The 24,862-nt window shown below is 56.0% G+C and carries 25 protein-coding genes; 12 read left to right on the forward strand and 13 right to left on the reverse strand.

The genetic code is table 11. From position 1 onward, the window contains the following. The first annotated feature begins 130 nt into the window (after positions 1 to 130). Both norV and norW read left to right on the forward strand, forming a co-directional pair. Positions 131 to 1,570 (forward strand): anaerobic nitric oxide reductase flavorubredoxin, encoded by a 1,440-nt coding sequence (gene norV / locus ACLJRS_RS08165; RefSeq protein WP_000026007.1) that lies wholly within the window; start codon positions 131 to 133, stop codon positions 1,568 to 1,570. Then, the gene (norW, locus tag ACLJRS_RS08170) at positions 1,567 to 2,700 is read left to right on the forward strand and encodes an NADH:flavorubredoxin reductase NorW (RefSeq protein ID WP_000086337.1); all 1,134 of its coding nucleotides are present in this window, start codon (positions 1,567 to 1,569) and stop codon (positions 2,698 to 2,700) included. Before norV ends, norW begins: the two co-directional genes overlap by 4 nt. Before the next feature lie 96 nt (positions 2,701 to 2,796). On the opposite strand, the gene hypF is transcribed toward norW, so the two are convergent. From hypF to hycA, 12 genes are all read right to left on the reverse strand, one after another. Next, positions 2,797 to 5,037: a carbamoyltransferase HypF gene (gene hypF / locus ACLJRS_RS08175; RefSeq protein WP_000963443.1), complete on the reverse strand. Its 2,241-nt coding sequence runs from the start codon at positions 5,035 to 5,037 to the stop codon at positions 2,797 to 2,799. A 145-nt stretch (positions 5,038 to 5,182) separates the two neighbouring features. After that, positions 5,183 to 5,728, reverse strand: a complete 546-nt coding sequence (gene hydN / locus ACLJRS_RS08180; protein ID WP_001078791.1) for an electron transport protein HydN — start codon at positions 5,726 to 5,728, stop codon at positions 5,183 to 5,185. 200 nt (positions 5,729 to 5,928) lie between these two features. After that, positions 5,929 to 6,738 carry a hypothetical protein gene (locus ACLJRS_RS08185; RefSeq protein WP_000936687.1) on the reverse strand — a complete coding sequence of 270 codons (810 nt, stop codon included), beginning with the start codon at positions 6,736 to 6,738 and terminating at the stop codon, positions 5,929 to 5,931. Positions 6,739 to 6,764: 26 nt separating this feature from the next. After that, a complete protein-coding gene (gene hycI, locus ACLJRS_RS08190; protein WP_000132983.1) occupies positions 6,765 to 7,235 on the reverse strand; it encodes a hydrogenase maturation peptidase HycI in 471 nt (156 codons plus the stop codon). Beyond that, on the reverse strand, positions 7,228 to 7,638 hold the full coding sequence (locus ACLJRS_RS08195; protein WP_000003725.1) for a formate hydrogenlyase maturation HycH family protein: 411 nt from the start codon (positions 7,636 to 7,638) through the stop codon (positions 7,228 to 7,230). The genes hycI and ACLJRS_RS08195 overlap by 8 nt, the downstream gene beginning before the upstream one ends. After that, a complete protein-coding gene (gene hycG, locus ACLJRS_RS08200) occupies positions 7,635 to 8,402 on the reverse strand; it encodes a formate hydrogenlyase subunit HycG (protein ID WP_000067422.1) in 768 nt (255 codons plus the stop codon). The genes ACLJRS_RS08195 and hycG overlap by 4 nt, the downstream gene beginning before the upstream one ends. Further along, the gene (gene hycF, locus ACLJRS_RS08205; protein ID WP_000493773.1) at positions 8,402 to 8,944 is read right to left on the reverse strand and encodes a formate hydrogenlyase subunit HycF; all 543 of its coding nucleotides are present in this window, start codon (positions 8,942 to 8,944) and stop codon (positions 8,402 to 8,404) included. Before hycF ends, hycG begins: the two co-directional genes overlap by 1 nt. 9 nt (positions 8,945 to 8,953) lie before the next feature. Then, complete coding sequence (hycE, locus tag ACLJRS_RS08210; RefSeq protein ID WP_001288155.1) at positions 8,954 to 10,663, reverse strand: formate hydrogenlyase subunit HycE; 1,710 nt, start codon at positions 10,661 to 10,663, stop codon at positions 8,954 to 8,956. A gap of 17 nt (positions 10,664 to 10,680) precedes the next feature. After that, the gene (locus tag ACLJRS_RS08215) at positions 10,681 to 11,604 is read right to left on the reverse strand and encodes a respiratory chain complex I subunit 1 family protein (RefSeq protein WP_000110563.1); all 924 of its coding nucleotides are present in this window, start codon (positions 11,602 to 11,604) and stop codon (positions 10,681 to 10,683) included. A 2-nt stretch (positions 11,605 to 11,606) separates the two neighbouring features. Continuing rightward, a complete protein-coding gene (gene hycC, locus ACLJRS_RS08220) occupies positions 11,607 to 13,433 on the reverse strand; it encodes a formate hydrogenlyase subunit 3 (protein WP_000097041.1) in 1,827 nt (608 codons plus the stop codon). Further along, positions 13,433 to 14,041: a formate hydrogenlyase subunit HycB gene (gene hycB, locus ACLJRS_RS08225; protein WP_001079163.1), complete on the reverse strand. Its 609-nt coding sequence runs from the start codon at positions 14,039 to 14,041 to the stop codon at positions 13,433 to 13,435. Before hycB ends, hycC begins: the two co-directional genes overlap by 1 nt. A gap of 145 nt (positions 14,042 to 14,186) precedes the next feature. After that, positions 14,187 to 14,648: a formate hydrogenlyase regulator HycA gene (gene hycA, locus ACLJRS_RS08230; protein WP_000158075.1), complete on the reverse strand. Its 462-nt coding sequence runs from the start codon at positions 14,646 to 14,648 to the stop codon at positions 14,187 to 14,189. Positions 14,649 to 14,857: 209 nt separating this feature from the next. On the opposite strand from hycA, the gene hypA reads away from it, so the two are divergent. From hypA to flhA, 6 genes are all read left to right on the forward strand, one after another. Continuing rightward, a complete protein-coding gene (gene hypA, locus ACLJRS_RS08235; protein ID WP_000544461.1) occupies positions 14,858 to 15,214 on the forward strand; it encodes a hydrogenase maturation nickel metallochaperone HypA in 357 nt (118 codons plus the stop codon). Between the two features lie 68 nt (positions 15,215 to 15,282). Next, positions 15,283 to 16,155: a hydrogenase nickel incorporation protein HypB gene (hypB, locus tag ACLJRS_RS08240; protein WP_000337636.1), complete on the forward strand. Its 873-nt coding sequence runs from the start codon at positions 15,283 to 15,285 to the stop codon at positions 16,153 to 16,155. Further along, positions 16,146 to 16,418, forward strand: coding sequence for a hydrogenase 3 maturation protein HypC (gene hypC / locus ACLJRS_RS08245; RefSeq protein WP_000334871.1), 273 nt, complete (start codon positions 16,146 to 16,148; stop codon positions 16,416 to 16,418). Before hypB ends, hypC begins: the two co-directional genes overlap by 10 nt. Next, on the forward strand, positions 16,418 to 17,539 hold the full coding sequence (hypD, locus tag ACLJRS_RS08250) for a hydrogenase formation protein HypD (RefSeq protein ID WP_001212958.1): 1,122 nt from the start codon (positions 16,418 to 16,420) through the stop codon (positions 17,537 to 17,539). The genes hypC and hypD overlap by 1 nt, the downstream gene beginning before the upstream one ends. Next, the gene (gene hypE, locus ACLJRS_RS08255; protein ID WP_001059959.1) at positions 17,536 to 18,546 is read left to right on the forward strand and encodes a hydrogenase expression/formation protein HypE; all 1,011 of its coding nucleotides are present in this window, start codon (positions 17,536 to 17,538) and stop codon (positions 18,544 to 18,546) included. The genes hypD and hypE overlap by 4 nt, the downstream gene beginning before the upstream one ends. Positions 18,547 to 18,764: 218 nt before the next feature. Further along, positions 18,765 to 20,843, forward strand: coding sequence for a formate hydrogenlyase transcriptional activator FlhA (flhA, locus tag ACLJRS_RS08260; RefSeq protein ID WP_000122692.1), 2,079 nt, complete (start codon positions 18,765 to 18,767; stop codon positions 20,841 to 20,843). 61 nt (positions 20,844 to 20,904) lie between these two features. Here flhA and ACLJRS_RS08265 read toward each other — a convergent pair whose 3' ends face one another. Then, a complete protein-coding gene (locus ACLJRS_RS08265) occupies positions 20,905 to 21,249 on the reverse strand; it encodes a nitrous oxide-stimulated promoter family protein (protein ID WP_001117945.1) in 345 nt (114 codons plus the stop codon). A gap of 181 nt (positions 21,250 to 21,430) precedes the next feature. Here ACLJRS_RS08265 and sitA point away from each other — a divergent pair, with 181 nt between their 5' ends. Genes sitA through sitD form a run of 4 tightly spaced genes read left to right on the forward strand, consistent with a single transcriptional unit; the run spans position 21,431 to position 24,862 of the window. Continuing rightward, positions 21,431 to 22,348 carry an iron/manganese ABC transporter substrate-binding protein SitA gene (gene sitA / locus ACLJRS_RS08270; RefSeq protein ID WP_000182930.1) on the forward strand — a complete coding sequence of 306 codons (918 nt, stop codon included), beginning with the start codon at positions 21,431 to 21,433 and terminating at the stop codon, positions 22,346 to 22,348. Beyond that, positions 22,345 to 23,166 carry an iron/manganese ABC transporter ATP-binding protein SitB gene (gene sitB, locus ACLJRS_RS08275; RefSeq protein WP_000083156.1) on the forward strand — a complete coding sequence of 274 codons (822 nt, stop codon included), beginning with the start codon at positions 22,345 to 22,347 and terminating at the stop codon, positions 23,164 to 23,166. The genes sitA and sitB overlap by 4 nt, the downstream gene beginning before the upstream one ends. Then, positions 23,163 to 24,023 carry an iron/manganese ABC transporter permease subunit SitC gene (gene sitC, locus ACLJRS_RS08280; RefSeq protein ID WP_001104336.1) on the forward strand — a complete coding sequence of 287 codons (861 nt, stop codon included), beginning with the start codon at positions 23,163 to 23,165 and terminating at the stop codon, positions 24,021 to 24,023. The genes sitB and sitC overlap by 4 nt, the downstream gene beginning before the upstream one ends. Beyond that, positions 24,014 to 24,862, forward strand: coding sequence for an iron/manganese ABC transporter permease subunit SitD (gene sitD / locus ACLJRS_RS08285; RefSeq protein WP_000480205.1), 849 nt, complete (start codon positions 24,014 to 24,016; stop codon positions 24,860 to 24,862). Before sitC ends, sitD begins: the two co-directional genes overlap by 10 nt.

Below are 24,862 nucleotides of genomic sequence, written 5' to 3' on the forward strand. Positions count from 1 at the left end.
TAGTCTTTTTGACTACATCAAAAATACAAAACAAATATAACTCAATACAAATCAATAAGATGTAAAGTTGGCACACTACCTGCAATAAGCAAAACAACTTTTTGCAAACGTTGAATGAATTGAGGTGGTTATGTCTATTCTGGTTAAAAATAATATTCATTGGGTTGGCCAGCGCGACTGGGAAGTACGTGATTTTCACGGCACTGAATACAAAACGCTGCGTGGCAGCAGCTATAACAGCTATCTCATTCGTGAAGAAAAGAATGTGCTGATCGATACCGTCGATCATAAGTTTAGCCGTGAGTTTGTGCAAAATCTGCGCAGTGAAATCGACCTCGCGGACATCGACTACATCATCATTAACCATGCCGAAGAAGACCATGCAGGCGCGCTGACCGAACTGATGGCGCAGATCCCGGACACGCCTATCTACTGTACCGCCAACGCCATTGACTCTATCAATGGCCATCACCATCACCCGGAATGGAATTTTAAGGTGGTGAAAACCGGCGATACGCTGGATATCGGCAACGGCAAGCAGTTGATCTTCGTGGAAACGCCGATGCTGCACTGGCCGGACAGCATGATGACCTATATGACCGGCGACGCGGTGTTATTCAGCAACGACGCCTTTGGTCAGCACTACTGCGACGAGCGCCTGTTCAATGATGAAGTGGACCAAACTGAACTGTTTGAACAATGCCAGCGCTACTACGCCAATATCCTGACGCCGTTCAGCCGTCTGGTAACGCCAAAAATTACCGAAATCCTCGGCTTCAACCTGCCGGTGGATATGATTGCCACCTCACACGGCGTGGTATGGCGCGACAACCCAACGCAAATCGTGGAACTGTATCTGAAATGGGCGGCAGATTATCAGGAAGATCGTATCACTATTTTCTACGATACCATGTCGAACAATACTCGCATGATGGCGGATGCCATCGCGCAGGGTATCAACGAAGTGGACCCCAACGTGGCGGTCAAAATCTTTAACGTCGCCCGCAGCGATAAAAATGAAATATTGACCAACGTCTTCCGTTCGAAAGGCGTGCTGGTCGGCACTTCTACCATGAACAACGTGATGATGCCGAAAATCGCTGGTCTGGTGGAAGAGATGACCGGCCTGCGCTTTCGCAACAAACGTGCCAGCGCCTTCGGTTCTCATGGCTGGAGCGGCGGCGCGGTGGATCGACTGTCCACGCGCTTACAGGATGCCGGTTTTGAAATGTCCCTGAGTCTGAAAGCGAAATGGCGTCCGGATCTGGATGCGCTGGAGTTGTGCCGTCAGCACGGTCGCGACATCGCGCGTCAGTGGGCGCTTGCTCCGCTGCCGGAAACCACACAGAAAACCGCGCCAGCCGAAGAAATCACAACCTGCGCCGCCGCAGACCTCGGTCCTAAAATGCAATGCAGCGTATGCCAGTGGATTTACGACCCTGCGCTGGGCGAGCCGTTGCAGGATGTCGCGCCGGGTACGCCGTGGAGCGAGGTGCCGGATAACTTCCTGTGCCCGGAATGTTCATTAGGTAAAGACGTGTTCGACGTACTGGCGACGGAGGCAAAATGAGTCGGGGGATCATCATTATTGGGTCGGGCTTCGCCGCCCGCCAGCTCGTCAAAAATATCCGTAAACAAGATGCGCATGTGCCGTTAACTCTGATTGCGGCGGACAGCATGGATGAGTACAACAAGCCCGATCTCAGCCACGTTATCAGCCAGTCGCAGCGCGCCGATGATCTCACCCGCCAGTTAGCGGGGGAATTTGCTGAACAGTTTAATCTGCGACTGTTCCCGCATACCTGGGTTGCTGACATTGATGCCGATGCCCATGTGGTGAAAAGTCAGGATAAGCAGTGGCAGTACGACAAGCTGGTACTGGCGACCGGGGCGACAGCCTTTGTGCCGCCGATTGCAGGACGTGAGTTAATGCTTACTTTGAATAGCCAGCAGGAGTACCGCGCCTGTGAGACACAACTGCGCGACGCGCAGCGAGTGCTGATTGTCGGCGGCGGTCTCATTGGCAGTGAATTAGCGATGGATTTCTGCCGCGCCGGGAAAACGGTAACGCTGATGGATAACGCCGCCAGCCTTCTCGCCTCACTGATGCCACCGGAAGTGAGCAGTCGCTTACAGCATCACCTGACCGATATGGGGGTGCATCTGCTGCTGAAATCGCAGTTGCAAAAACTGGAGAAAACCGAAGCCGGTATCCGCGCTACGCTGGTAAGCCAGCATAGTATTGAGGTCGATGCGGTGATTGCCGCCACCGGCTTACGCCCGGAAACCGCTCTGGCGCGCCGCGCCGGGGTAGTCGTCAACCGCGGCGTCTGCGTGGATAGCTATCTACAGACCAGTCACCCGGATATTTATGCGATCGGCGACTGCGCGGAGATCAACGGTCAGGTGCTGCCCTTCCTGCAACCAATCCAGTTAAGCGCGATGTACCTGGCGAAAAATCTGCTTGGCGGCAACGCGCCGCTGAAGCTACCGGCGATGCTGGTCAAAGTCAAAACGCCGGAACTGCCGCTGCATCTGGCGGGAGAAACTCAGCGCCGCGATTTGAGCTGGCAGATTACCGCAGAATCTGACGGTATGATTGCCAAAGGCATGAGCGGAGAAGGCCAACTACGCGCCTTTGTGGTAAGTGAAGACCGCATGAAAGAGGCCTTTGCACTGCTGAAAACGTTGTCGGTATAAGCCTGTGATGCCGGATAGCGCCGCTTCGCGTCTTATCCGGCCTACGAGTGAGCATCTGTTTACAGGCCGGATAAGGCGCAGCCGCCATCCGGCGCCCTACACTTCACTTAACGCTCGCGCTGCGGCAATCACGCCCTGTCCAAACGACAGCCCGCCGTCGCCCGCCGGTAACCGCTGCGGAAATAACAATTTAAAATCAGAAAGATAAAAGGCAAGACGCGCGCGAAGTAAGCGGTTGTGTATCACCCCGCCGCTGAAGACCAGAGTGGTTATCCCCCGCGCCGTAGCCTGCTGGCGCATTAGCGTGGCAAACCCGCACGCCAGCGCATCATGAAAAGCCCAGGCGCGTTGCGCGGGCGTGGCCTGCCAGTTCAACCATTGACGCCAGAAAACAGCGACGTCCAGTTGAGCGCCGTTAAGCGGCATCGTTACCGGATGCTCAACGTTAGCGCATTGAGAGGCCAGCGCCTCCAGCGCGCAGGCGGCCTCGCCCTCATAGCTAAGCGATGCTGGCGCGCAGCGAAGCGCGGCAGCCACCGCGTCAAACAACCGCCCGCAGGAAGAGGCCAACGGGGAATTGACGCCGCGCTCAATGGCGCGCGCCAGGACACTCCAGTTTTGCTGTTGCAGCCCCGCTGTCTCCGGGTAATCCTGCCAGTCCGGCACAAAGCGCAGGCACTGCGCTAACAGATTACGCCACGGCTGTTTGGCAGCCAGATCGCCTCCCGGCAGCGCCACGGCGGGTAAACCGCCTAAATGCTCGCATTCGCGATAATTGACCCGCAAACATTCTCCGCCCCATAGCGCGCCATTCTCACCCATGCCGATACCGTCTACCGTCAGGGCAATCACCTCTCCGCCGTCCAGCGGCCACCCATGCTCGGCCAGGCAAGCCGCCGCATGGGCATGATGGTGTAACACCGTCTCTGTCGGTAGACGCATCTCACTGGCCCACTGACTGGAAACATAGCCCGGATGCGCATCACAGACGATACGCTCTGGGGTAAAATCGTAGATTGACTGGATCAAACGCAATGCCTCGCGCCACTGCGCCTGGATACCGTCATCGCTGAGATCGCCTAAATGCTGGCTGACAACTGCCTGTTCGCCGCGTACCAGACAGAACGTGTTTTTCAGATCCGCGCCCAGACAAAGTATCGGCGGCACATCGCGAAATCCGGGCGGCAACGCAATCGCGTCCGGCACGTATCCCCGCGAACGACGCAGCATTTCGCCGCTGTCGCGCACGACAGAGTCGTCCATGCGCTGTACAATGTCGCGATTGTGCAACAGAAAACCATCGGCAATATCGTGTAAATCGTCCAGCGCCTGTTCGTTGGTGATGGCGGGCGGTTTGCCGCTCAGGTTGCCGGATGTCATCACCAGCGGGTAATTGAGCGCCTGCAACAAGAGATGTTGCAATGGGTTGGCTGGCAGCATCACGCCCACTTCCGTAAGTCCTGGCGCGATGCCCTCACTCAGCGAAGGTACATACTGCTTATCCACCAGTACAATCGGGGCCGCTGGCGTGGTCAGCAGCGAACGCGCCGCGCTCGGCAGCGTTTGCGCCGTGGGCAACATCACCGCCAATGGTTTCGCCGGACGATGTTTACGCGCCCGCAGCATCGCCACTGCGTTATCGTTGCGCGCGTCGCAGGCCAGATGAAAACCACCCAGCCCTTTAACGGCAATAATGCCTCCGGCGTTCAGTTGGGCGACCGCCGCCTGCAAAGCCGCCTCTTTTTCCGCTCGTTCATGTTGGCTCCGCCACTCAAGATGCGGCCCGCATGACGGACAGGCAACGGGCTGGGCATGAAAACGGCGATCGTACGGATCGCGGTATTCGCTGTCGCATTCCGGACACAAGGGAAACGCCGCCATCACCGTAAATGGCCGGTCATAGGGCATAGCACGAATAATGGTGAAGCGTGGTCCACAGTGGGTGCAATTGATGAAAGGATAACGGTAGCGCCGCTCGCCTGGGGTATTCATCTCGGCAAGACATGCCGGGCAGGTCGCCGCATCCGGCACGATTTGCGTGTTCATCGAACCGCCTGCGCTCTGACGAATGGTGAAATCCGTCGGTGCGCGCTCCCATACCAACGACGCGTGTTCAACGCTGTCAATGCGCGCCAGCGGCGGGCAATCCTGATAGAGCGCGGCAATAAATTGCGACGGCTCTTCCAGCAGCCGAACGACGACGCCGTCGCCGTCATTACACACGTCGCCGTGTAATCGCAACTGCTGCGCCAGCTGCCAGACAAAAGGACGAAAACCGACGCCCTGTACTTTGCCCCGAATGCGTAGCTGTACGCCGGAAGGTGTGTCTATCGCCATCTTATTTTCCCGCCATCATCGAACCCGGATGCCTGATGGCGCGACGCTTATCAGGCCTACAACCGCACGGACCGTAGACCGGATAAGGCATTGATGCCGCCATCCGGCAATGCTTTGTGGCGTATTCTACGCGCAATCGCAGAAATCAGAAAAGCAGCGATGCCGTTGAATCCAGCGCCGCACGACGGCGTTTTTCCGCGCTTAGCTGTTCAAGCTTATTGCGGTCCACGCAGATGAGGGCGTGCGTTGGGCAAGCGGCCATACAGGCCGGACCGGCCTCACGGTGGTGACACAGATCGCACTTGTTGGCTTCGGCTTTTTCGGCACGCACGTTCAGCCCCGCGCCGCTATTGCGAACCACCGGACGTACCACCACTTCCATGGCGCCGTAAGGACATGCCACTACGCAAGTTTTACAGCCAATGCAGCGTTCCTGCATCACATGAACAAAGCCTTTGTCACGGCTGATGGCGCCATTCGGGCAAACGTTGGCGCACGGCGCGTCTTCACACTGGCGACACAGCGTTGCCGTGGAAACGTTCACGCCTTTGATGACATGGATACGAGGTAAAAAGGTTTCAGGGGTCAGCGATGCGCAATCCTGATTTTCCTGATGGGATACGACGCAAGCCACTTCACAGGTACGGCAACCAATGCACTTACTCGCGTCTGCAATGATGAAACGGTTCATCAAATTCTCCAGCAATAACAGATGATGTGCCGATATATACACGAATCGTGCCAATTTTTATTTCATTGTTATTTAAGAATATTATTTCTATTTTCGTGAGCATTTACGTGTCATCGTCACAAGTGTCGATGACACGTAATGTCGCCAGTGGTGGTCAAGATTTGCAGTGATAGCTAGCCAACTCTGCACCGCAACTGGCATCAATCCTGATTAACGCCTGGCAATACGTTACCGCGTATTAAACAGCGCTGCGTAAGGGAAAGATCGTCCGTTTGCGGATTCCTTCCGGCAATAGGTTTGATAATTAATTTACGGCCAGGATAGTGATTAAAGCGGGTCAGCGCCGGATAACTCAACCGGCCAAACCAGCCGTGTACGCGCTGCCAGCGGGCGTCCTTCACCTGATATAAATTGGTTATCCAGTAGCCTGAGTCAAACTGCATATCCAACAGTTGCGTGCGACCATTGCCCTGTAAATCAAGCAAATCATCGACGCCAGTATCGGTGGCGGTATAAAACCCCCACGGTTCAAAGACGCAGGGGCGGCCATTCTTGAGAAAGGTGAAAATGATGTATTGCGCGCTCGGCGCCAGGCCCAACCCAGGATTGCCCAACCAGATAACCAGGTCCTGAATGCCGTTACGATCGAGGTCAGCGCGATAAAATTGCGCATTACCCGCCAAATTAATCAGCCTTCCAACCGGGACAACCCACGAATTACCGGCTCTGTCTTTTCCGCTAATCCGCCATTCGTTATCTTTTTTCGGCTCCGGCAGTAGCGTCACGCCACTGACTCCGACCTGGCGAAAATGCCAGGTCTGGTCGGGCGATACAGAATAAGGCAGGATCAACAGCGGCTTCAGCGCACGCTTTTGCGCATATTCACCGTCGCTCATCGGCAGGTAACCGACAACACCGGTAGCCAGTGCGCGTGCGGCGAGGCAGAGAAATAGCAGTCCGCTCCATACGATAATCTTCACGTTCTTCTTACCGCCTATGCCGGGTAACACAAATCCATCCAGAATGGGTACGCATTTTACGCCTCCGGCGCGTCCAGCGCGGCAAATCCGCCGTTTCCCTGCCAGCCTTCCAGGCGCTGATAGACGATGTTTACCGCGTCCTTAATCGGTTGAGTCATCGGATAATAAAACCCGACGATATCCGGCTGGATACCAACAAAAATCACCTCGCCGACATCCTCTTTCAGCTGATCGATAAGGTAGTTCAGCGGCATATTGTGGGTGGTCATCATAAACATTTCGGCGATATCATCCGGATCGATGATGCGGATCTCGCCCGGATTAAGTCCCATGTCGGTGGCGTCGACAATCAACAGACGCTGCGGGCGCAGTTCGCGAATCGCCACAATGTCGTTTTCCGGCGCGCTGCCGCCATCAATCACCACCCAATTCCCCTTCGGCTGCGCCGCGCACATTTCCGCCAGTAATGGGCCTGCGCCGTCGTCGCCCATCATGCTGTTGCCGACACAGAGTAAAACGTCAGTCACGAAGCCTCCTCACCATCAGGTAGATGGCGCTTTCCTGATGAATGTCATGCAGCATACTGAGCATCAGTTTGCTCCATTCTTGCTGCTGCGGGGTCTGCGCGGCGCGCGCCTCATCAAACGCGCGCGCCAGCATTTGCACATGGTTGAAATCGATAACGATCTCGCCATACTTCGGCACGCCTTCCATTTTACGCCGGGCATCGCTACCGGCTTCCAGGGTGGCGATCCACGCCAGATACTCATCCCATGGGCAGGTGAGCGCGGCCTCCAGACAATCGATAACCCCCAGGTGGTGACCAATCGCCAGGCTGTAATAGACAACCTGCTGCGCCTCGGCGGGCGTCGCATCGTTCTCATCAATAAACTTACGGCTCAGTTGACTGAACACCACCTGTTCGCTCATCGGATACGCGCCTCTTCAACAACATGATTGAGATGGGTGACAATTTCGGTTAAACGCGGATCGTTTTCCGCTTCCAGCCAACGCGCCACTTGCTGCTCGCCCTGCCCCAACTGTGTCAGGTAATCATCGGCGATCTGACGACCATAGCGATAACCCGCCAGCCGGCGCGCCGCGCGATCCACCTTCACGCGCAGCGGCTGCACCATATCCGGATGCAGGATCTCTGCGGGCTGCTCGTCCAGCTCACCCGGCGCGCGGGCGTGGATTTTCTGCTCCAGCAGGCCAAGCGCCATCGCAAAGCCATACAGCGTCGCCGCAGGCGTTGGCGGGCAGCCTGGAATATACACATCCACCGGGACGATTTTGTCGGTACCGCCCCACACGCAGTACAGATCATGGAAGATGCCGCCGCTGTTGCCGCAGGCGCCGTAAGAGATACAAATTTTCGGATCTGGCGCCGACTGCCAGGCGCGCAGCGCCGGAGAGCGCATGGCGCGGGTCACCGCGCCGGTAAACAGCAGAATATCGGCATGACGCGGCGACGGTACTACTTTGATGCCGAAACGCTCGGCATCAAACAACGGCGAAAGCGTCGCAAAGATTTCGATTTCACAGCCGTTACAGCCGCCGCAGTCCACACGGTAAACGTATGCCGAACGCTTAATATTTTTCAGTAAAGACGCCTTCATGCTGGCGATGGATTCATCCACCGTCATCGGTACCGGAATGCCGTTGGCGTCACGCGGGCCTAATAAATTGCTCATTAGCTGACCTCTTTCATATGGCGAGTCAGTTCAATACGGTCGGACGGCACCAGGCATTTCTGACGCTTACAGTCCGGGCAGGTCTCAAAGCTTTCGCGGTGGTTTTCCGCGCGGCTGTCGCCGTTGTGCGCAAGCAGCGCAATGGCGTAGTCGATCTCTTTCTGTACCGCGAAAGGACGATTACACACGCGGCAGTTGCACAGCGCGAAGCGGGACTGTTGCAGGAAGTCTTCTTTCTTCCACACTGCCAGTTCGTATTCTTGCGACAGTTTGATCGCCGCCGTCGGGCAAACTTCTTCGCAGCGACCGCAGAAGATGCAGCGGCCAAGATTGAACTGCCACGCCAGCTCATTGGTTGCCAGTAAGGTTTCCACCGTCAGCGCGTTCGACGGGCAGGCATTAACGCAGGCGGCGCAGCCGATGCACTGCTGCGGATTATGTTCCGGCTTGCCGCGGAAGTTTTTATCAACCGCAATCGGCTCCAGCGGATAAGACGAGGTCGCCGTGCCGGTTTTGATAACTTTTTTGATAAAGGTAAACATGGCGATTCCTTATTTCAGCGGCGAGTTTTTACGCTCAATGCTGTAGCGCTCAAGTTCTTTGTACGGCACGACTTTGCTCTTCTTCTTACGCACATCGACCACCGTCATCCGGTCGGTACAGGAGTAGCAAGGGTCGAGGCTGCCGATAATCAGCGGCGCATCGGAGACGGTGTTGCCGCGCAGCATATAGCGCAGCGTCGGCCAGTTGGCGTAGGTCGCCGCACGACAGCGCCAGCGGTAAAGCTTTTGGTTGTCGCCGGTCATGCTCCAGTGGATATCATCGCCACGCGGCGCTTCGGCAAAGCCGAGCGCAAAACGGTGCGGAATATAGGTAAAGCCTTCCACCATCAGCGGGCCGCCCGGCAGATTATCCAGACCGAAATCGATCATATTCAGCGAGGTGTAAACTTCGTTGATACGGACTTTCAGACGAGAAATCACATCGCAGCCCTGCTCGCTGTGCACTTCCATCGGCAGCAGGCCATAGCCCACAAACGGGTGGTCGGCGCGGGTGTCGCGGGCGTGACCGCTGGCGCGCACCATCGGGCCGACATTACTGAAGTCACGGGCAATTTCCGGGTCCAGACGGCCGATACCCACGGTACGCTGTTCCATATTCGGCGTACTCAGCAGCATGTCCACCAGCTCCTGCACGTCACGACGCATCTGCTGCGCCAGTTGACGGGTCTGGATCATGTCCTCTTTGAGCAGATCGCGGCGAATCCCGCCGATCAGGTTCAGTCCGTAAGTTTTGCGCGCGCCGGTAAGGATCTCTGCCATTTTCATGGAGGTTTCACGCACGCGGAAGAACTGCATAAAGCCGGAGTCAAAACCGGTAAAGTGGCAGGCGAGGCCTAGGTTCAGCAGGTGCGAGTGCAGACGCTCCACTTCCAGCAGAATGGCGCGGATCATCTGCGCACGCTCCGGCACCTGAATGCCCATCGCGTTTTCCACGGAAGTGGTGTAGGCAGTGCTGTGCGCGAAGCCGCAGATACCACACACGCGATCCGACAGGAAGGTGACTTCATTATAACCCATGCGGGTTTCCGCCAGTTTTTCCATACCACGGTGGACGTAGAACAGGCGGTAGTCGGCGTCGATAATGTTTTCGCCATCGACGAACAGACGGAAGTGGCCCGGTTCATCGGAAGTGACATGCAGCGGGCCAATCGGCACCACGTTATTTTTCTTGTCACCCAGCTCGTTAATGAACTCGTAGGTTTCCGCATCGGTGGTCGGCGCCGGGCGCTGACGATAATCCATACTGTCTTTACGCAGCGGATAGAGTTCATCCGGCCAGTCGTCCGGCAGCACCAGACGGCGCTCGTCCGGCAGACCGACCGGGATTAAACCGTACATGTCGCGTACTTCGCGCTCACCCCACACGGCAGCCGGCACGCGCGGCGTAACGGATGGGAATTCCAGCTTATTGGCATCCACTTCAACGCGGACGGTAATCCAGCACTTCGTGCCCTGCTCCATCGACAGCACGTAATAAACGGCATAGTGGCCGCACAACTGGCGTTCGTCATTACCGAACAGCACCGACAGCCACCCACCCTGCTGGTAGTAAAGAAACTCCACCACTTCCGGCAGATAGTTCACTTTTACCGTAATAGTCAGCTGATCTTTGGTCTGCCAGGCTTCGTCCAGCACGACGCCCGGAAACGCCTGGTGCAGCGCCGCAAGGTATTGTTGACCTAATTTTTCTTCAGACATGCTCAAACTCTCTTAAATCACGCCGCCAGCAAGGAGACGAAGGCTAAAAACGCAAACCCAAAACCGGCCCAGGTCACGCGTGAAGTGGCGCAAAAACGCAGTCGCGCCATGCTGTTTTCAAACAGGGCGATCACCAGTACGCCGACAATCAGCTTGACGACGGCAATCACCAGCGCCAGCAACAGTCCGCCTGCGCTGAAGGTTTCCATCTGTCCCCACGGCAGAAACACGCCGACGAACATTTGCAGCACCACCAGTTGCTTAAGGCTGATGCCCCATTTCAGCACCGCAAAGCCGCTACCGCTGTATTCGGTCAACGGCCCTTCCTGCAACTCCTGCTCCGCTTCCGCCAGGTCGAACGGCAGCTTGCCCATTTCGATAAAGGTGGCGAAGGCGCAGGCGCACAGCGCCAGAATCAGCGGAATACTGCGCGCGACAGGCCAGTGATAAATGGTATCGGCGATATTGCTGATATGAGTTGAACCCGCCACCTGCGCGGCGACCCACAGACCCAGCAGCAGAATCGGCTCCACCAGCACGCCGAGCATCGCTTCACGGCTGGCGCCGATCGCGGTGAACGGGCTGCCGGTATCCAGGCCTGCAATAGAGAAGAAGAAGCGCGCGATGGCGAACAGGTAAATCAGAGTGATTAAATCACCCAGTTGCGGCAACGGAGATCCAACGGTGACAACCGGCAGCGCGGTGGCGATAGTCAGCATCACGCCGACCATCACAAACGGCGTCAGGCGAAAAACCCAGCCAGAATCCGCGGGCGCAATACTCTGACGACCGAGCAGTTTGATAATGTCGCGGTACTCCTGCAACACGCCCGGCCCACGGCGATTGTGTAGACGGGCGCGCGCCACGCGAGTAATACCGGACAGCAATGGCGCAACGGCAAATAGCACCAGCGCCTGAATTAACGGATAAAACACACTCATTTTCAGGCTCCTCGTGAAACCACAATCACCACCAGCACCGCCAGCTCAATCAGCGCCAGACGACGGAACAGCACCGCGGCCGCCGCGTTCTGCCAGCCCGGCACCAGCGATACCGGGTTCAGCCATTTACGCAATTTGAGTACCGGGGCAAAGGCCTCTTTCACCGGCATGGCAAAACCGTGCGCGGTAATCACCATCGACTGCTCATGGTCGTAGCCGCACACCCAGGCCGCGCCGCGAGAACGCGACGGCAGACGGTTGCCTTTGAACATTGCCATAATGATGAACGGCAGTAGCGGACAGGCGACCAACAGCAGCGTGATCATCGGCTGCGATACGGTGGTGTGCGCGGTTTCCAGCGGCAACGGTACCGCAGTGGAAATCATCGGCAGCAGCCACGGCGCGGCAACCCCGCCCAGTACGCAGCAAATCGCCAATGCCACCACGCTGACGCCCATCAGGATCGGCGCGCAGCTGGCATTTTCAGCTTCCTTCGTGCGCGGCGCGCCAAGGAACGTCACGCCATACACTTTCGCCATACACATCACCGCCAGCGCGCCGGTAATCGCCAGGCCAACCGCCAGCAGCGGTCCTAACAGACGACCAACAAATGCGCCGCTGTTGCCCAGTTTGAAGAAGGACTGGTAAATCACCCACTCGCCGGCAAAGCCGTTCAGCGGCGGCAGCGCAGCCATCGCCATCAGACCGACCAGCATGGCGATAGAAATAACCGGCATCCGTTTACCAATACCGCCCAGTTTTTCGATATCGCGATGACCGGTACGGAACCAGATGCTGCCCGCGCCCAGAAACAGCACGCTTTTGAACAGGCTATGGTTCAGCAGGTGATAGAGCCCGCCGGTCAGACCCAGCGCGATCAGTACCGGCTGATTGAGAGCAATCCCGGTAACGCCTGCGCCCAGACCGAGCAAAATGATGCCGATATTTTCCAGCGTGTGATAGGCCAACAGGCGCTGAATGTTATGCTCCATCAGCGCGTACAGACCGCCGACAAAGGCGGTGATCATCCCTAGCACCAACAGCGCCACGCCCCACCACAGCGGCGCATTGCCGCCAAGCAGAGATAGCGTGAGGATACCCAGCAACCCGATTTTCATCACCACGGTCGAGAACAGCGCGGCGGCGGGAGCGCTGGCGTTGGCGTGCGCCTGCGGCACCCAACCGTGTAGCGGGATAATCCCGGCCAGCAGACCAAAACCGATAACGCCGAGCAGCCAGATATCGGAGCCCAGCGGCAGTTGCTGAGCGCGTTGATCCAGCAGCCCCAGATCCAGCGTGCCGTAGCGCTGCCACACCAGCCAACAGGCGATTGCCAGCAGCAGCGTACCGAGACGGCCCAGCGCAAACCACAGTTTGCCCTCTTTGCTACCGCCGGTGAGGAACACGGCGCAGAGCGCCATGATTTCCGCCATCACCACCATCGTCCCCAGATTACTGGCGACCACGGCGCAGACGGCTGCCGCCATCAGCAGGTTGATCAACAGTCCGTTGGCTTTTACCTGTGGATGGCGATGCCAGTCGATATTGAACAGGCTGACGAACAGACCGCACAGCCCCAGCGTAATCAGCCAGATAGCATTCAGCGGCGTAATTTGCAGCATGTGGCCGGTAAACGGCATCACGCCGCTCACCGTAACGGCGCTGGTCAGTGCGGTGAACCCCGCACCAGCCGTACACAGGCTGCCGACCGCGCCGCCGATACCGGCAATCCAGCCGCTCAGCGCTTTATGAAACGAAAACAGAAACGCCAGAACGGCGGCGGCGGCAAACCACGCGACGCCGCTAGTAATCAGTGAAAGTGAACTCATTATGCATCCCCACTCTGAGCCTGCTGAAACAAGGTGAGATCGCCAAAATCGGTATTAAACGTCAGCTCACGTTTACGTTTGCTGGCGCGGGCGATATCCGTGTTATCCACCAGGTGTAGCGCTTTAGTCGGGCACATCCGCACACAGGCCGGGCCTTGCTCGTCAAAGCTGCACAGGTCGCATTTCACCGCGATAGCGCGTACGCCCGGCACCCAGTCGAGCAACGTACTGACGCGCGCAGGCGCTGGCGGCGCGGGCGGCGCTTTCGGCGTATTGGCGTTCGCTGGAATATGCAGCGGACGGCTGCCGGAAAACTCAATAGCGCCAAACGGACAGGCAATACCGCACAGTTTGCAGCTCACGCACAGGCTTTCATTAAGCTGGACAGCGCCGTCAACGCGATTAATCGCGTTAACCGGGCATACCGTGGCGCATGGCGCATCTTCACAGTGGTGACAAAGCTGCGGCGCAGATTCTTTTTCATTCAGCATCACTTTCAGGCGCGGCATTGACTGCAGGCCATGCTGGCGATGCGTCTCTGAACAGGCGGCCTCACAGGTGTGGCAGCCGATACAGAGAGTGGAGTCAGCAATTACAAAACGATTCACCAGGCATTCCTCAGGTGATTGTCATTTTTGACGAAAACATGCCGTTGAAATGTCATTTTCGACACTTATCGACACGCCCATCCCCAAAACATTCATGACGTGGCGCAACGCCACATCGCGAATCAAAGCGGGCAACACCTCAGGCTTATACCGCCGGGCTGTTTCCCTTTACCAATTGACGCAAATTAACCGGCGAGTTGGTTTCTACAGCGGTATAGAGGCTGTCGTAAACGCTGGCGATTTTTTCCAGATAGTGCTCCAGCACCTGCTCGCGATCGCGGTTGTTAACCCGTTCATCAACCTTGCCGTCGATATCGAGCTGCGCCTGTGCAATCAATTGCTTATCTTCGCCATCTTTGGTTTCAACGTAGTACTCAATGGTGTGGCTGTTAAAACCATCCGCCAACGCGACGTAAATACGAAAGTGCTCAAACAGGACAAAGCAAAGATCCCTTTCCGGCGCGCAGCTCATTGCGTGATGCAGGCGCGCTTTCGAGAGGGTGATCCCCTGAACCAGCGAGTTGCAGTAAATATGCCACTGGTCCTGTAGGCGACGATGCCGTTGCGCGATGTAATCGGCCTTTTCGCTTATTTCCCAAATAGTCATGTCAGGTTACCCGTTTAACAGAGATGCCTGCGTTAAGCATTTTCCATGCCAATTTTTAACTTATTGTTTTTAATGGAAGACGCGCACAGTTACTGCCGTTTCGACGCGGTGACGACATGTCATTTCGTCATCGTCGACATTAACCTGCCAGGGGATAAAAATATTGGCATAAATATTGCTTTACAGGGGCAACTACTACGGGAGGCGATATGCATGAAATCACCCTCTGCCAACGGGCACTGGAATTGATTGAACAACAGGCTTCAGCATACGGTGCAAAACGTGTGACAGCCGTCTGGATCAAAATTGGCGCATTTTCTTGCGTGGAAACCAGCGCTCTTTCCTTTTGTTTTGATCTGGTATGCCGCGGCACGATAGCAGAAGGTTGTAAACTGCACCTCGAAGAACAGGAAGCCGAATGCTGGTGTGAGCATTGTCAACAATATGTCACGTTGTTAACCCACCGTGTACGTCGTTGTCCGCAATGTCATAGCGATACGCTGCGAATTGTGGCCGATGACGGCTTACAAATTCGGCGCATAGAGATTGATGAAACTGAAGATTAATGCCGGATAGACGCTCGCGTCGCCATCCGGCAGAAAGCCTGTAACAAGAAAAAGATCAGGAGTAAGCGATGTGTACGACTTGCGGTTGCGCTGAAGGCAACCTTTATATAGAAGGCGATGAACATAATCCGCACTCAGCGTTTCGTAGCGCGCCCTTTGCCCCAGCGGCCCGCCCGGCGCTGAATATTACCGGCATTAAAACGCCTGACTTTGCCCCAAGTCAGACCGCAGAAGGCGATCTGCATTACGGCCACGGCGAAGCCGGAACCCACGCGCCTGGTATGAGTCAGCGGCGGATGCTGGAGGTTGAAATCGACGTGCTGGACAAAAATAATCGTCTGGCTGAGCGCAACCGCGCCCGTTTCGCCGCCCGCCAGCAACTGGTGCTCAACCTGGTGTCCAGCCCCGGGTCCGGTAAAACCACCCTGCTGACTGAAACGCTAATGAAATTGAAAGACCGTGTACCGTGCGCGGTGATTGAAGGCGACCAGCAGACAGTGAACGACGCCGCCCGCATCCGCGCTACCGGCACGCCCGCCATTCAGGTCAACACCGGTAAAGGCTGCCATCTTGACGCGCAAATGATCGCCGACGCCGCGCCGCGCCTGCCGCTGGATGACCATGGTATTCTGTTTATCGAAAACGTCGGTAATCTTGTCTGCCCGGCCAGCTTCGATCTGGGCGAAAAGCATAAAGTCGCAGTGCTTTCCGTGACCGAAGGTGAAGATAAGCCGCTGAAATATCCCCATATGTTTGCCGCTGCGTCGCTCATGCTGCTCAATAAAGTCGATCTGCTGCCCTACCTCAATTTTGACGTTGAGAAGTGCATCGCCAGCGCGCGTGAAGTGAACCCGGAGATTGAAATTATCCTGATTTCCGCCACCAGCGGCGAAGGCATGGATCAGTGGCTGGCCTGGCTGGAGGCGCAGCGATGTGCATAGGCGTTCCGGGTCAAATCCGCGCCATTGACGGCAATCAGGCAAAAGTTGACGTCTGCGGCATTCAGCGCGACGTCGATCTCACATTAGTCGGCAGTTGTGATGAAAACGGTCAGCCGCGTCTGGGTCAGTGGGTGCTGGTTCATGTCGGATTCGCCATGAGCGTCATTAACGAAGCGGAAGCGCGCGACACGCTCGACGCGCTACAAAATATGTTTGATGTTGAGCCGGACGTCGGCGCACTGCTGTATGGTGAGGAGAGATAATGCGTTTTGTTGACGAGTACCGTGCGCCGGAACAGGTAATGCAGCTCATTGAACACCTGCGTGAACGCGCCGCCCTTCTTCCTTACACTGCCGAACGTCCGTTGCGCATTATGGAAGTCTGCGGGGGTCATACCCACGCGATTTTTAAATTTGGTCTCGATCAGTTACTGCCCGAAAACGTGGAGTTTATTCACGGCCCCGGTTGTCCGGTCTGCGTGCTGCCGATGGGACGTATCGACAGTTGCGTGGAAATCGCCAGTCATCCGGAGGTGATTTTCTGCACCTTTGGCGATGCCATGCGCGTGCCGGGGAAACAGGGTTCTCTGTTGCAGGCTAAAGCGCGCGGCGCGGATGTGCGTATTGTTTATTCTCCGATGGACGCGCTGAAGCTGGCGCAGGATAACCCGACCCGCAAAGTGGTATTTTTCGGGCTGGGCTTTGAAACCACCATGCCGACCACCGCCATCACGCTGCAGCAGGCAAAACAGCGTGACGTGCGAAACTTCTACTTTTTCTGCCAGCACATTACGCTGATCCCGACGCTGCGTAGCCTACTGGAGCAGCCGGACAACGGCATTGACGCCTTTCTTGCGCCAGGCCACGTCAGCATGGTCATCGGCACCGAGGCGTACCAGTTTATCGCCGCCGATTTTCATCGCCCGCTGGTGGTGGCTGGATTCGAACCGCTTGATCTACTGCAAGGCGTGGTCATGCTGGTTGAGCAGAAAATAGCGGCCCTAAGCCAGGTTGAAAACCAATACCGTCGCGTGGTGCCGGATGCCGGAAACATGCTGGCGCAGCAGGCCATCGCCGATGTGTTCTGCGTTAATGGCGACAGCGAGTGGCGCGGTCTGGGCGTAATTGAATCCTCCGGCGTCCACCTGACGCCGGAGTATCAGCGCTTTGACGCCGAAGCGCATTTCCGCCCAGCGCCGCAGCAGGTCTATGACGATCCGCGCGCCCGCTGCGGCGAAGTGCTGACCGGCAGATGCAAGCCGCATCAGTGCCCGCTATTTGGTAAAACATGTAATCCAGAGACCGCGTTCGGCGCGCTGATGGTCTCTTCCGAAGGCGCATGCGCCGCCTGGTATCAGTATCGTCAGCAGGAGTGTGAAGTTTGAACAATATACAACTCGCCCACGGCAGCGGCGGCCAGGCTATGCAACAGTTGATTAATAGCCTGTTTATGGAGGCCTTTGCCAACCCGTGGCTGGCGGAACAAGAAGATCAGGCGCGTCTGGAGCTGGCGCAGCTGACGGCGGAGGGCGATCGTCTGGCGTTTTCTACCGATAGCTATGTGATCGATCCGCTCTTTTTCCCCGGCGGCAATATCGGCAAACTGGCGATTTGCGGTACAGCGAACGACGTTGCGGTGAGCGGCGCGATCCCCCGCTATCTATCCTGCGGCTTTATCCTTGAAGAAGGGCTGCCGATGGAGACGTTAAAAAGCGTGGTCAATAGCATGGCGGCGACCGCGCGGGAAGCGGGTATCGCCATAGTAACCGGCGACACCAAAGTTGTGCAGCGCGGCGCGGCGGACAAATTATTTATCAACACTGCCGGCATGGGGGCGATTCCCGCCGATATTCACTGGGGCGCGCAAACGCTGAGCGTTGGCGATGTGCTGTTAGTCAGCGGTACGCTTGGCGATCACGGTGCCACTATTCTCAACCTGCGTGAGCAACTGGGACTGGATGGCGAGCTGGCGAGCGACTGCGCAGTATTAACGCCGCTTATTCAGACGCTGCGTCATATTGACGGAGTGAAGGCATTGCGTGACGCCACGCGCGGCGGCGTGAATGCGGTCGCCCATGAGTTTGCGGCGTCCTGCGGTTACGGTATTGAATTGTCCGAATCCGCACTGCCGCTCAAACCTGCCGTGCGCGGCGTCTGCGAGCTGTTGGGGCTGGATGCCCTGAACTTTGCCAACGAAGGAAAACTGGTGATTGCCGTTGAACGGCAGGCCGCAGATCGGGCGTTGGCGGCATTACGCGCGCATCCGCTGGGACGTGATGCAGCGCTGATTGGCGAAGTCGTGGAACGCAAAGGCGTTCGCTTAGCCGGACTCTATGGCGTGAAGCGAACCCTTGATTTGCCACACGCCGAACCATTACCTCGTATATGCTAGCAGCCTGTTGACAGCATACTGTAGGCCGGATAAGACGCATTTGCGTCGACATCCGGCATTAACGCTGCATGAACGCCTGATGGCGCTTTGCTTATCAGGCCTACGGAGTGTGTGACCAGCGAGTTTGCGGTCAGCCATCCGGCAATAACTTACGACTTATACCTATAATTCATTTACCGTTTTCGCACCGTTTTGCGGTATTTTCCTGGAAAAGCAACATGTCGTATACACCCATGAGCGATCTTGGACAGCAAGGCTTGTTCGATATCACTCGTACCTTATTGCAGCAGCCCGATTTGGCGTCGCTCAGTGAAGCGCTTTCGCAACTGGTAAAGCGTTCAGCGCTCGCCGACAGCGCCGGCATTGTGCTATGGCAGGCGCAGTCGCAACGCGCACAATATTATGCGACGCGAGAAAATGGCCGTCCTGTTGAATATGAAGATGAAACCGTACTGGCGCACGGCCCGGTACGTCGCATCCTTTCTCGCCCCGATGCATTGCACTGTAATTTCCATGAGTTTACCGAAACCTGGCCGCAGCTTGCCGCGAGCGGCCTCTACCCTGAATTTGGTCATTACTGTCTGCTTCCTTTAGCCGCGGAGGGCCGTATTTTCGGCGGCTGCGAATTCATCCGTCAGGAAGATCGTCCCTGGAGTGAAAAGGAATATGACCGTCTGCATACGTTTACCCAAATTGTCGGCGTGGTCGCCGAGCAAATTCAAAACCGGGTAAACAATAATGTCGATTATGATCTATTGTGCCGCGAACGTGATAACTTCCGTATTCTGGTTGCGATCACCAACGCCGTCCTGTCGCGTCTGGATATTGATGAGCTGGTAAGCGAAGTCGCAAAAGAGATCCACCACTATTTCAATATCGACGCAATCAGCATCGTGTTACGCAGCCATCGCAAAAATAAGCTGAATATCTACTCCACCCACTACCTTGATGAGCATCATCCGGCGCACGAACAGAGCGAAGTCGACGAAGCCGGCACGCTCACGGAGCGCGTCTTTAAAAGTAAAGAGATGCTGCTTATCAACCTCAACGAACGCGATCCGCTTGCTCCCTACGAACGCATGCTGTTCGATACCTGGGGCAATCAGATCCAGACGCTTTGCCTGCTGCCGTTGATGTCCGGCAAGACGATGCTTGGCGTGCTCAAACTGGCGCAGTGCGAAGAAAAAGTGTTTACCACCGCCAACCTCAAGCTGCTGCGTCAGATTGCCGAACGGGTAGCCATTGCCGTGGATAATGCGCTGGCCTATCAGGAAATCCACCGACTGAAGGAACGCCTGGTCGACGAAAACCTAGCGCTCACAGAGCAGCTTAATAACGTCGACAGCGAGTTTGGCGAGATCATCGGGCGCAGCGAAGCGATGTACAACGTGCTAAAGCAGGTTGAGATGGTGGCGCAGAGCGACAGTACCGTACTGATTCTGGGCGAAACGGGAACCGGTAAAGAGTTGATTGCCCGCGCCATTCACAACCTGAGCGGACGTAGCGGGCGCAGGATGGTAAAGATGAACTGCGCCGCGATGCCGGCGGGGCTGCTGGAAAGCGATTTGTTTGGTCATGAGCGCGGCGCGTTTACCGGCGCCAGCGCGCAGCGGATTGGCCGTTTCGAGCTGGCGGATAAAAGCTCGCTGTTTCTGGATGAAGTGGGCGACATGCCGCTGGAGCTACAGCCTAAGCTGCTGCGCGTCCTTCAGGAGCAAGAGTTTGAACGTCTCGGCAGCAATAAACTGATCCAGACCGACGTGCGGCTGATCGCCGCGACTAACCGCGATCTGAAAAAAATGGTCGCCGATCGCGAATTCCGTAACGATCTCTACTATCGGCTGAATGTTTTTCCGATCCAGCTTCCTCCGTTGCGCGAACGTCCGGAAGATATTCCACTACTGGTCAAAGCGTTCACTTTCAAAATCGCCCGCCGAATGGGGCGTAATATCGACAGCATTCCCGCCGAAACGCTGCGCACGCTTAGCAGCATGGAATGGCCGGGGAACGTTCGCGAGCTGGAGAATGTCGTCGAGCGCGCCGTGCTGCTGACGCGCGGCAATGTGCTACAACTGTCGCTGCCGGATATTACCGCCGTAACGCCCGATACCTCGCCTGTTGCGACTGAAAGCGCCAAAGAAGGCGAAGATGAATATCAGCTTATTATACGCGTGCTGAAAGAGACCAATGGCGTAGTGGCTGGACCAAAAGGCGCGGCGCAGCGTCTGGGGCTTAAACGAACCACCCTGCTGTCGCGTATGAAGCGATTGGGTATTGATAAAGACGCGTTAGCGTAACGGGTTGCCGGATCTGATCCGGCCAGGAGATGATGCGCGCCGTAGGCCTGGCGCTTCCCCTTCACTTCTTGCGCTGATATTTTTCCGGCAATTCCGGAACGGGGCGCTGATCGTCGATAAGGTGCCGCACGGTCAGGACAGGATGCCGCCAAAGCATTCGCGGACCTGCCCAACGCATAATCTGCTTCATCTCCTCGCGTTTAGCCGGCTGATAGCAGTGCACCGGGCACTGCTTACAGGCGGGTTTTTCCTCGCCAAATACGCATTTATCAAGACGTTTTTGCGCGTAGGCGAACAGCGCCTCGTAATGCCCCTGCACCGCTGACGCCTGTGGGCACTGGCTTTCATACAGCGCGATCATTTTTTTGATCGTCAGTTTTTCACGAGCGATACGTTTACCAGGCATCGTGCTCTCTCCGAACATTAAGGTGTATTTATTTTACACCTTATCCCTCTTTAGCACTATCACTGCATATCGTCGCCATTTCGCAAATAAGAATTATTTTCATTTATTCATGCCTTGTGCTATATAACATAGCAAAGGCTATATTCGATGATTAATTAACCACATTGTTGCGAGGGATACTATGACGAATCTACATCGTCTGAAAACACTCCTGATTGCCGGTATTGTCGCGATACTCGCGCTATCGCCAGCCTATGCAAAAGAGAAATTTAAAGTCATCACCACGTTTACCGTTATTGCCGACATGGCGAAAAACGTGGCGGGCGACGCAGCGGAAGTCAGCTCAATTACCAAGCCCGGCGCTGAAATCCATGAGTATCAGCCAACGCCCGGCGATATTAAACGAGCGCAGGGGGCACAGCTTATCCTCGCGAATGGTCTGAACCTGGAGCGATGGTTCGCCCGCTTTTATCAGCACCTTTCCGGCGTGCCGGAAGTCGTCGTCTCCACCGGTGTCAAACCGATGGGCATTACCGAAGGCCCGTATAACGGTAAACCGAACCCGCACGCCTGGATGTCGGCAGAAAACGCGCTGATTTATGTCGATAACATTCGCGACGCCCTGGTGAAGTACGATCCGGATAATGCGCAGATCTATAAGCAAAACGCCGAACGCTATAAAGCGAAAATTCGCCAGATGGCCGATCCGTTGCGTGCCGAACTGGAAAAAATTCCCGCCGATCAGCGCTGGCTGGTCACCAGTGAAGGCGCGTTCTCTTACCTGGCGCGCGATAACGACATGAAAGAGCTTTATCTCTGGCCAATTAACGCCGATCAACAGGGGACGCCAAAACAGGTGCGTAAAGTGATTGATACCATTAAAAAGCACCATATTCCCGCCATCTTTAGCGAGAGTACGGTTTCCGATAAACCGGCCCGTCAGGTCGCGCGTGAATCCGGCGCGCATTATGGCGGCGTGCTGTATGTCGATTCTCTGAGCGCCGCTGACGGCCCTGTGCCAACCTATCTGGATCTGCTGCGCGTCACGACCGAAACCATCGTCAACGGCATTAACGACGGACTGAGGAGTCAACAATGAGTCAATCTGCGATTACCGTTGATCAAGTCACGGTGACGTATCGCAACGGTCATACCGCCCTACGGGACGCCACTTTTCAGGTGCCTGGCGGTTCAATCGCCGCGCTGGTAGGCGTAAATGGTTCCGGTAAGTCTACGTTATTTAAAGCGTTAATGGGCTTTGTGCATCTTGCGCAGGGCGATATCACTATCCTGCAACAGTCAGTCAACAAGGCGCTGAAAAAAAACCTCATTGCTTATGTTCCGCAATCGGAAGAAGTGGACTGGTCATTTCCGGTACTGGTAGAAGATGTGGTGATGATGGGACGCTACGGCCATATGGGCTGGCTACGCCGTCCCACTGCGCATGATCACGCCTGTGTTGACGCCGCGCTGGCGCGGGTGGATATGCAGGAATATCGTCACAGGCAGATTGGCGAGCTGTCCGGCGGGCAGAAAAAACGTGTGTTTCTTGCCAGGGCCATCGCTCAGGATGGACAGGTAATCCTGCTGGATGAACCTTTTACCGGCGTGGATGTAAAAACCGAAGCGCGAATCATCGATCTACTGCGGGAACTGCGCGATGAAGGCCGCACGATGCTGGTCTCAACGCATAATCTCGGCTCCGTCACCGAGTTTTGCGACTATACGGTAATGATTAAAGGAACCGTACTGGCCAGCGGCCCTACCGAAACCACGTTTACCGCCGCGAATCTGGAACAGGCGTTTAGCGGCGTTCTACGTCATAGCGCGCTAAGCGGAGGCGAAGAGCACATCATCACCGATGACGAGCGCCCCTTTATTTCCCGGCGCGTGGCCAGCGGAGGAAAATCGTCATGAACTGGCTTGTTGAGCCGTTTGGCTACCAGTATATGCTCAACGCGATGTGGGTCTCCGCGATGGTGGGCGGTCTGTGCGCGTTTCTCTCCTGCTATTTGATGCTCAAAGGCTGGTCGCTCATTGGCGATGCGCTATCTCACTCTATTGTGCCTGGCGTCGCTGGCGCCTGGATGTTAGGGCTGCCTTTCTCGCTCGGCGCGTTTCTTTCCGGCGGACTGGCGGCAGGCAGTATGCTCTTTCTTAACCAACGCTCACGCCTGAAAGAAGACGCGATTATCGGGCTTATCTTCTCCTCTTTTTTTGGCGTCGGCCTTTTTATGGTGTCGCTAAATCCGATGTCGGTGAATATCCAGACGATTATTCTCGGCAACGTGCTGGCGATCGCGCCAGCGGATATTGCGCAACTGGCGATTATCGGCGCAGTCTCGCTGACGATTCTGCTGTTAAAGTGGAAAGATCTGATGGTCGTCTTTTTCGATGAAACCCATGCGCGTTCTATCGGGCTTAATCCGGGTCGACTAAAGCTGTTGTTTTTCACTCTATTGTCCGTCTCCACCGTGGCGGCCCTGCAAACCGTTGGGGCGTTCCTGGTGATCTGTCTCGTCGTCACGCCGGGCGCGACAGCCTGGTTACTCACCGACCGTTTTCCACGTCTGCTCATGATTGCCGTCGTGATTGGCAGCCTGACCAGTTTTCTGGGCGCATGGCTTAGCTACTGGCTGGATGGCGCCACTGGCGGAATTATTGTCGTCATGCAAACCTTACTGTTCATCACGGCCTTTATTTTCGCCCCGAAACACGGTCTGTTAGCCAACCGTCGACGCGCCCGCCTGCAGAAGGAGCCGACATGTTCTTAACAACGTTACTGGAACCCTTTCAGTTTGATTTTATGGTGAACGCCCTTATGGTTTCGGTCATTGTGGCGATTCCCTGCGCCTTACTGTCCGTGTTTTTAGTGTTAAAAGGCTGGGCGTTAATGGGCGATGCAATGAGTCATGCGGTATTCCCCGGGGTCGTGCTGGCATATATTGTGGGGATCCCCCTGGCGATTGGCGCCTTCATTGCCGGATTATTTTGCGCTATCGCGACCGGCTATCTGGACGATAACAGCCGCATCAAACGTGATACGGTGATGGGCATCGTCTTTTCCGGGATGTTTGGCGCAGGTCTGGTGCTCTATGTTTCTATTCAATCGGAAGTGCATCTGGATCACATCCTGTTTGGGGATATGCTGGGCGTATCGCTGGGGGATATCGTACAAACGTCAGTTATTGCACTGGGTATTGCGTTAATCATTGGGCTGAAATGGAAAGATCTCCTGCTACACGCTTTTGACCCGCACCAGGCGAAAGCCAGCGGGCTGAATATCACGCTACTGCATTATGGCCTGCTATGTATGATTGCGCTGACTATCGTCGCCACGCTGAAATCGGTGGGTATTATTCTGTCGATTTCATTGCTTATCGCCCCCGGCGCAATTGCCATTTTGCTGACGCGACGCTTTGCGCGCGCGCTGGGATTAGCGGTGAGTCTGTCAGTTATTACCGCTTTTGCGGGCGTCTATCTGTCTTTTTATCTTGATAGCGCGCCAGCGCCGACCATCGTGGTATTATTTGCCATCGTGTTTATTGCGGTATTTATTTACGCAACATGGCGCGACAGGCGTAATGAAATCGTACCAGAGGCGCAAGGTTAA

The organism is Salmonella sp. SAL00670, assembly GCF_046552235.1.
In the GTDB taxonomy this organism is placed as follows: domain Bacteria; phylum Pseudomonadota; class Gammaproteobacteria; order Enterobacterales; family Enterobacteriaceae; genus Salmonella; species Salmonella enterica.

Excerpts from the sequence above, each read along its gene's own strand:
- norV (WP_000026007.1), top strand. The coding sequence starts at position 131 with ATGTCTATTCTGGTTAAAAATAATATTCATTGGGTTGGCCAGCGCGAC.
- norW (WP_000086337.1), top strand. The coding sequence starts at position 1,567 with ATGAGTCGGGGGATCATCATTATTGGGTCGGGCTTCGCCGCCCGCCAG.
- hypF (WP_000963443.1), bottom strand. The coding sequence starts at position 5,037 with ATGGCGATAGACACACCTTCCGGCGTACAGCTACGCATTCGGGGCAAA.
- hydN (WP_001078791.1), bottom strand. The coding sequence starts at position 5,728 with ATGAACCGTTTCATCATTGCAGACGCGAGTAAGTGCATTGGTTGCCGT.
- ACLJRS_RS08195 (WP_000003725.1), bottom strand. The coding sequence starts at position 7,638 with ATGAGCGAACAGGTGGTGTTCAGTCAACTGAGCCGTAAGTTTATTGAT.
- hycG (WP_000067422.1), bottom strand. The coding sequence starts at position 8,402 with ATGAGCAATTTATTAGGCCCGCGTGACGCCAACGGCATTCCGGTACCG.
- hycF (WP_000493773.1), bottom strand. The coding sequence starts at position 8,944 with ATGTTTACCTTTATCAAAAAAGTTATCAAAACCGGCACGGCGACCTCG.
- hycE (WP_001288155.1), bottom strand. The coding sequence starts at position 10,663 with ATGTCTGAAGAAAAATTAGGTCAACAATACCTTGCGGCGCTGCACCAG.
- ACLJRS_RS08215 (WP_000110563.1), bottom strand. The coding sequence starts at position 11,604 with ATGAGTGTGTTTTATCCGTTAATTCAGGCGCTGGTGCTATTTGCCGTT.
- hycC (WP_000097041.1), bottom strand. The coding sequence starts at position 13,433 with ATGAGTTCACTTTCACTGATTACTAGCGGCGTCGCGTGGTTTGCCGCC.
- hycA (WP_000158075.1), bottom strand. The coding sequence starts at position 14,648 with ATGACTATTTGGGAAATAAGCGAAAAGGCCGATTACATCGCGCAACGG.
- hypA (WP_000544461.1), top strand. The coding sequence starts at position 14,858 with ATGCATGAAATCACCCTCTGCCAACGGGCACTGGAATTGATTGAACAA.
- hypB (WP_000337636.1), top strand. The coding sequence starts at position 15,283 with ATGTGTACGACTTGCGGTTGCGCTGAAGGCAACCTTTATATAGAAGGC.
- hypC (WP_000334871.1), top strand. The coding sequence starts at position 16,146 with ATGTGCATAGGCGTTCCGGGTCAAATCCGCGCCATTGACGGCAATCAG.
- hypD (WP_001212958.1), top strand. The coding sequence starts at position 16,418 with ATGCGTTTTGTTGACGAGTACCGTGCGCCGGAACAGGTAATGCAGCTC.
- flhA (WP_000122692.1), top strand. The coding sequence starts at position 18,765 with ATGTCGTATACACCCATGAGCGATCTTGGACAGCAAGGCTTGTTCGAT.
- ACLJRS_RS08265 (WP_001117945.1), bottom strand. The coding sequence starts at position 21,249 with ATGCCTGGTAAACGTATCGCTCGTGAAAAACTGACGATCAAAAAAATG.
- sitA (WP_000182930.1), top strand. The coding sequence starts at position 21,431 with ATGACGAATCTACATCGTCTGAAAACACTCCTGATTGCCGGTATTGTC.
- sitB (WP_000083156.1), top strand. The coding sequence starts at position 22,345 with ATGAGTCAATCTGCGATTACCGTTGATCAAGTCACGGTGACGTATCGC.
- sitC (WP_001104336.1), top strand. The coding sequence starts at position 23,163 with ATGAACTGGCTTGTTGAGCCGTTTGGCTACCAGTATATGCTCAACGCG.
- sitD (WP_000480205.1), top strand. The coding sequence starts at position 24,014 with ATGTTCTTAACAACGTTACTGGAACCCTTTCAGTTTGATTTTATGGTG.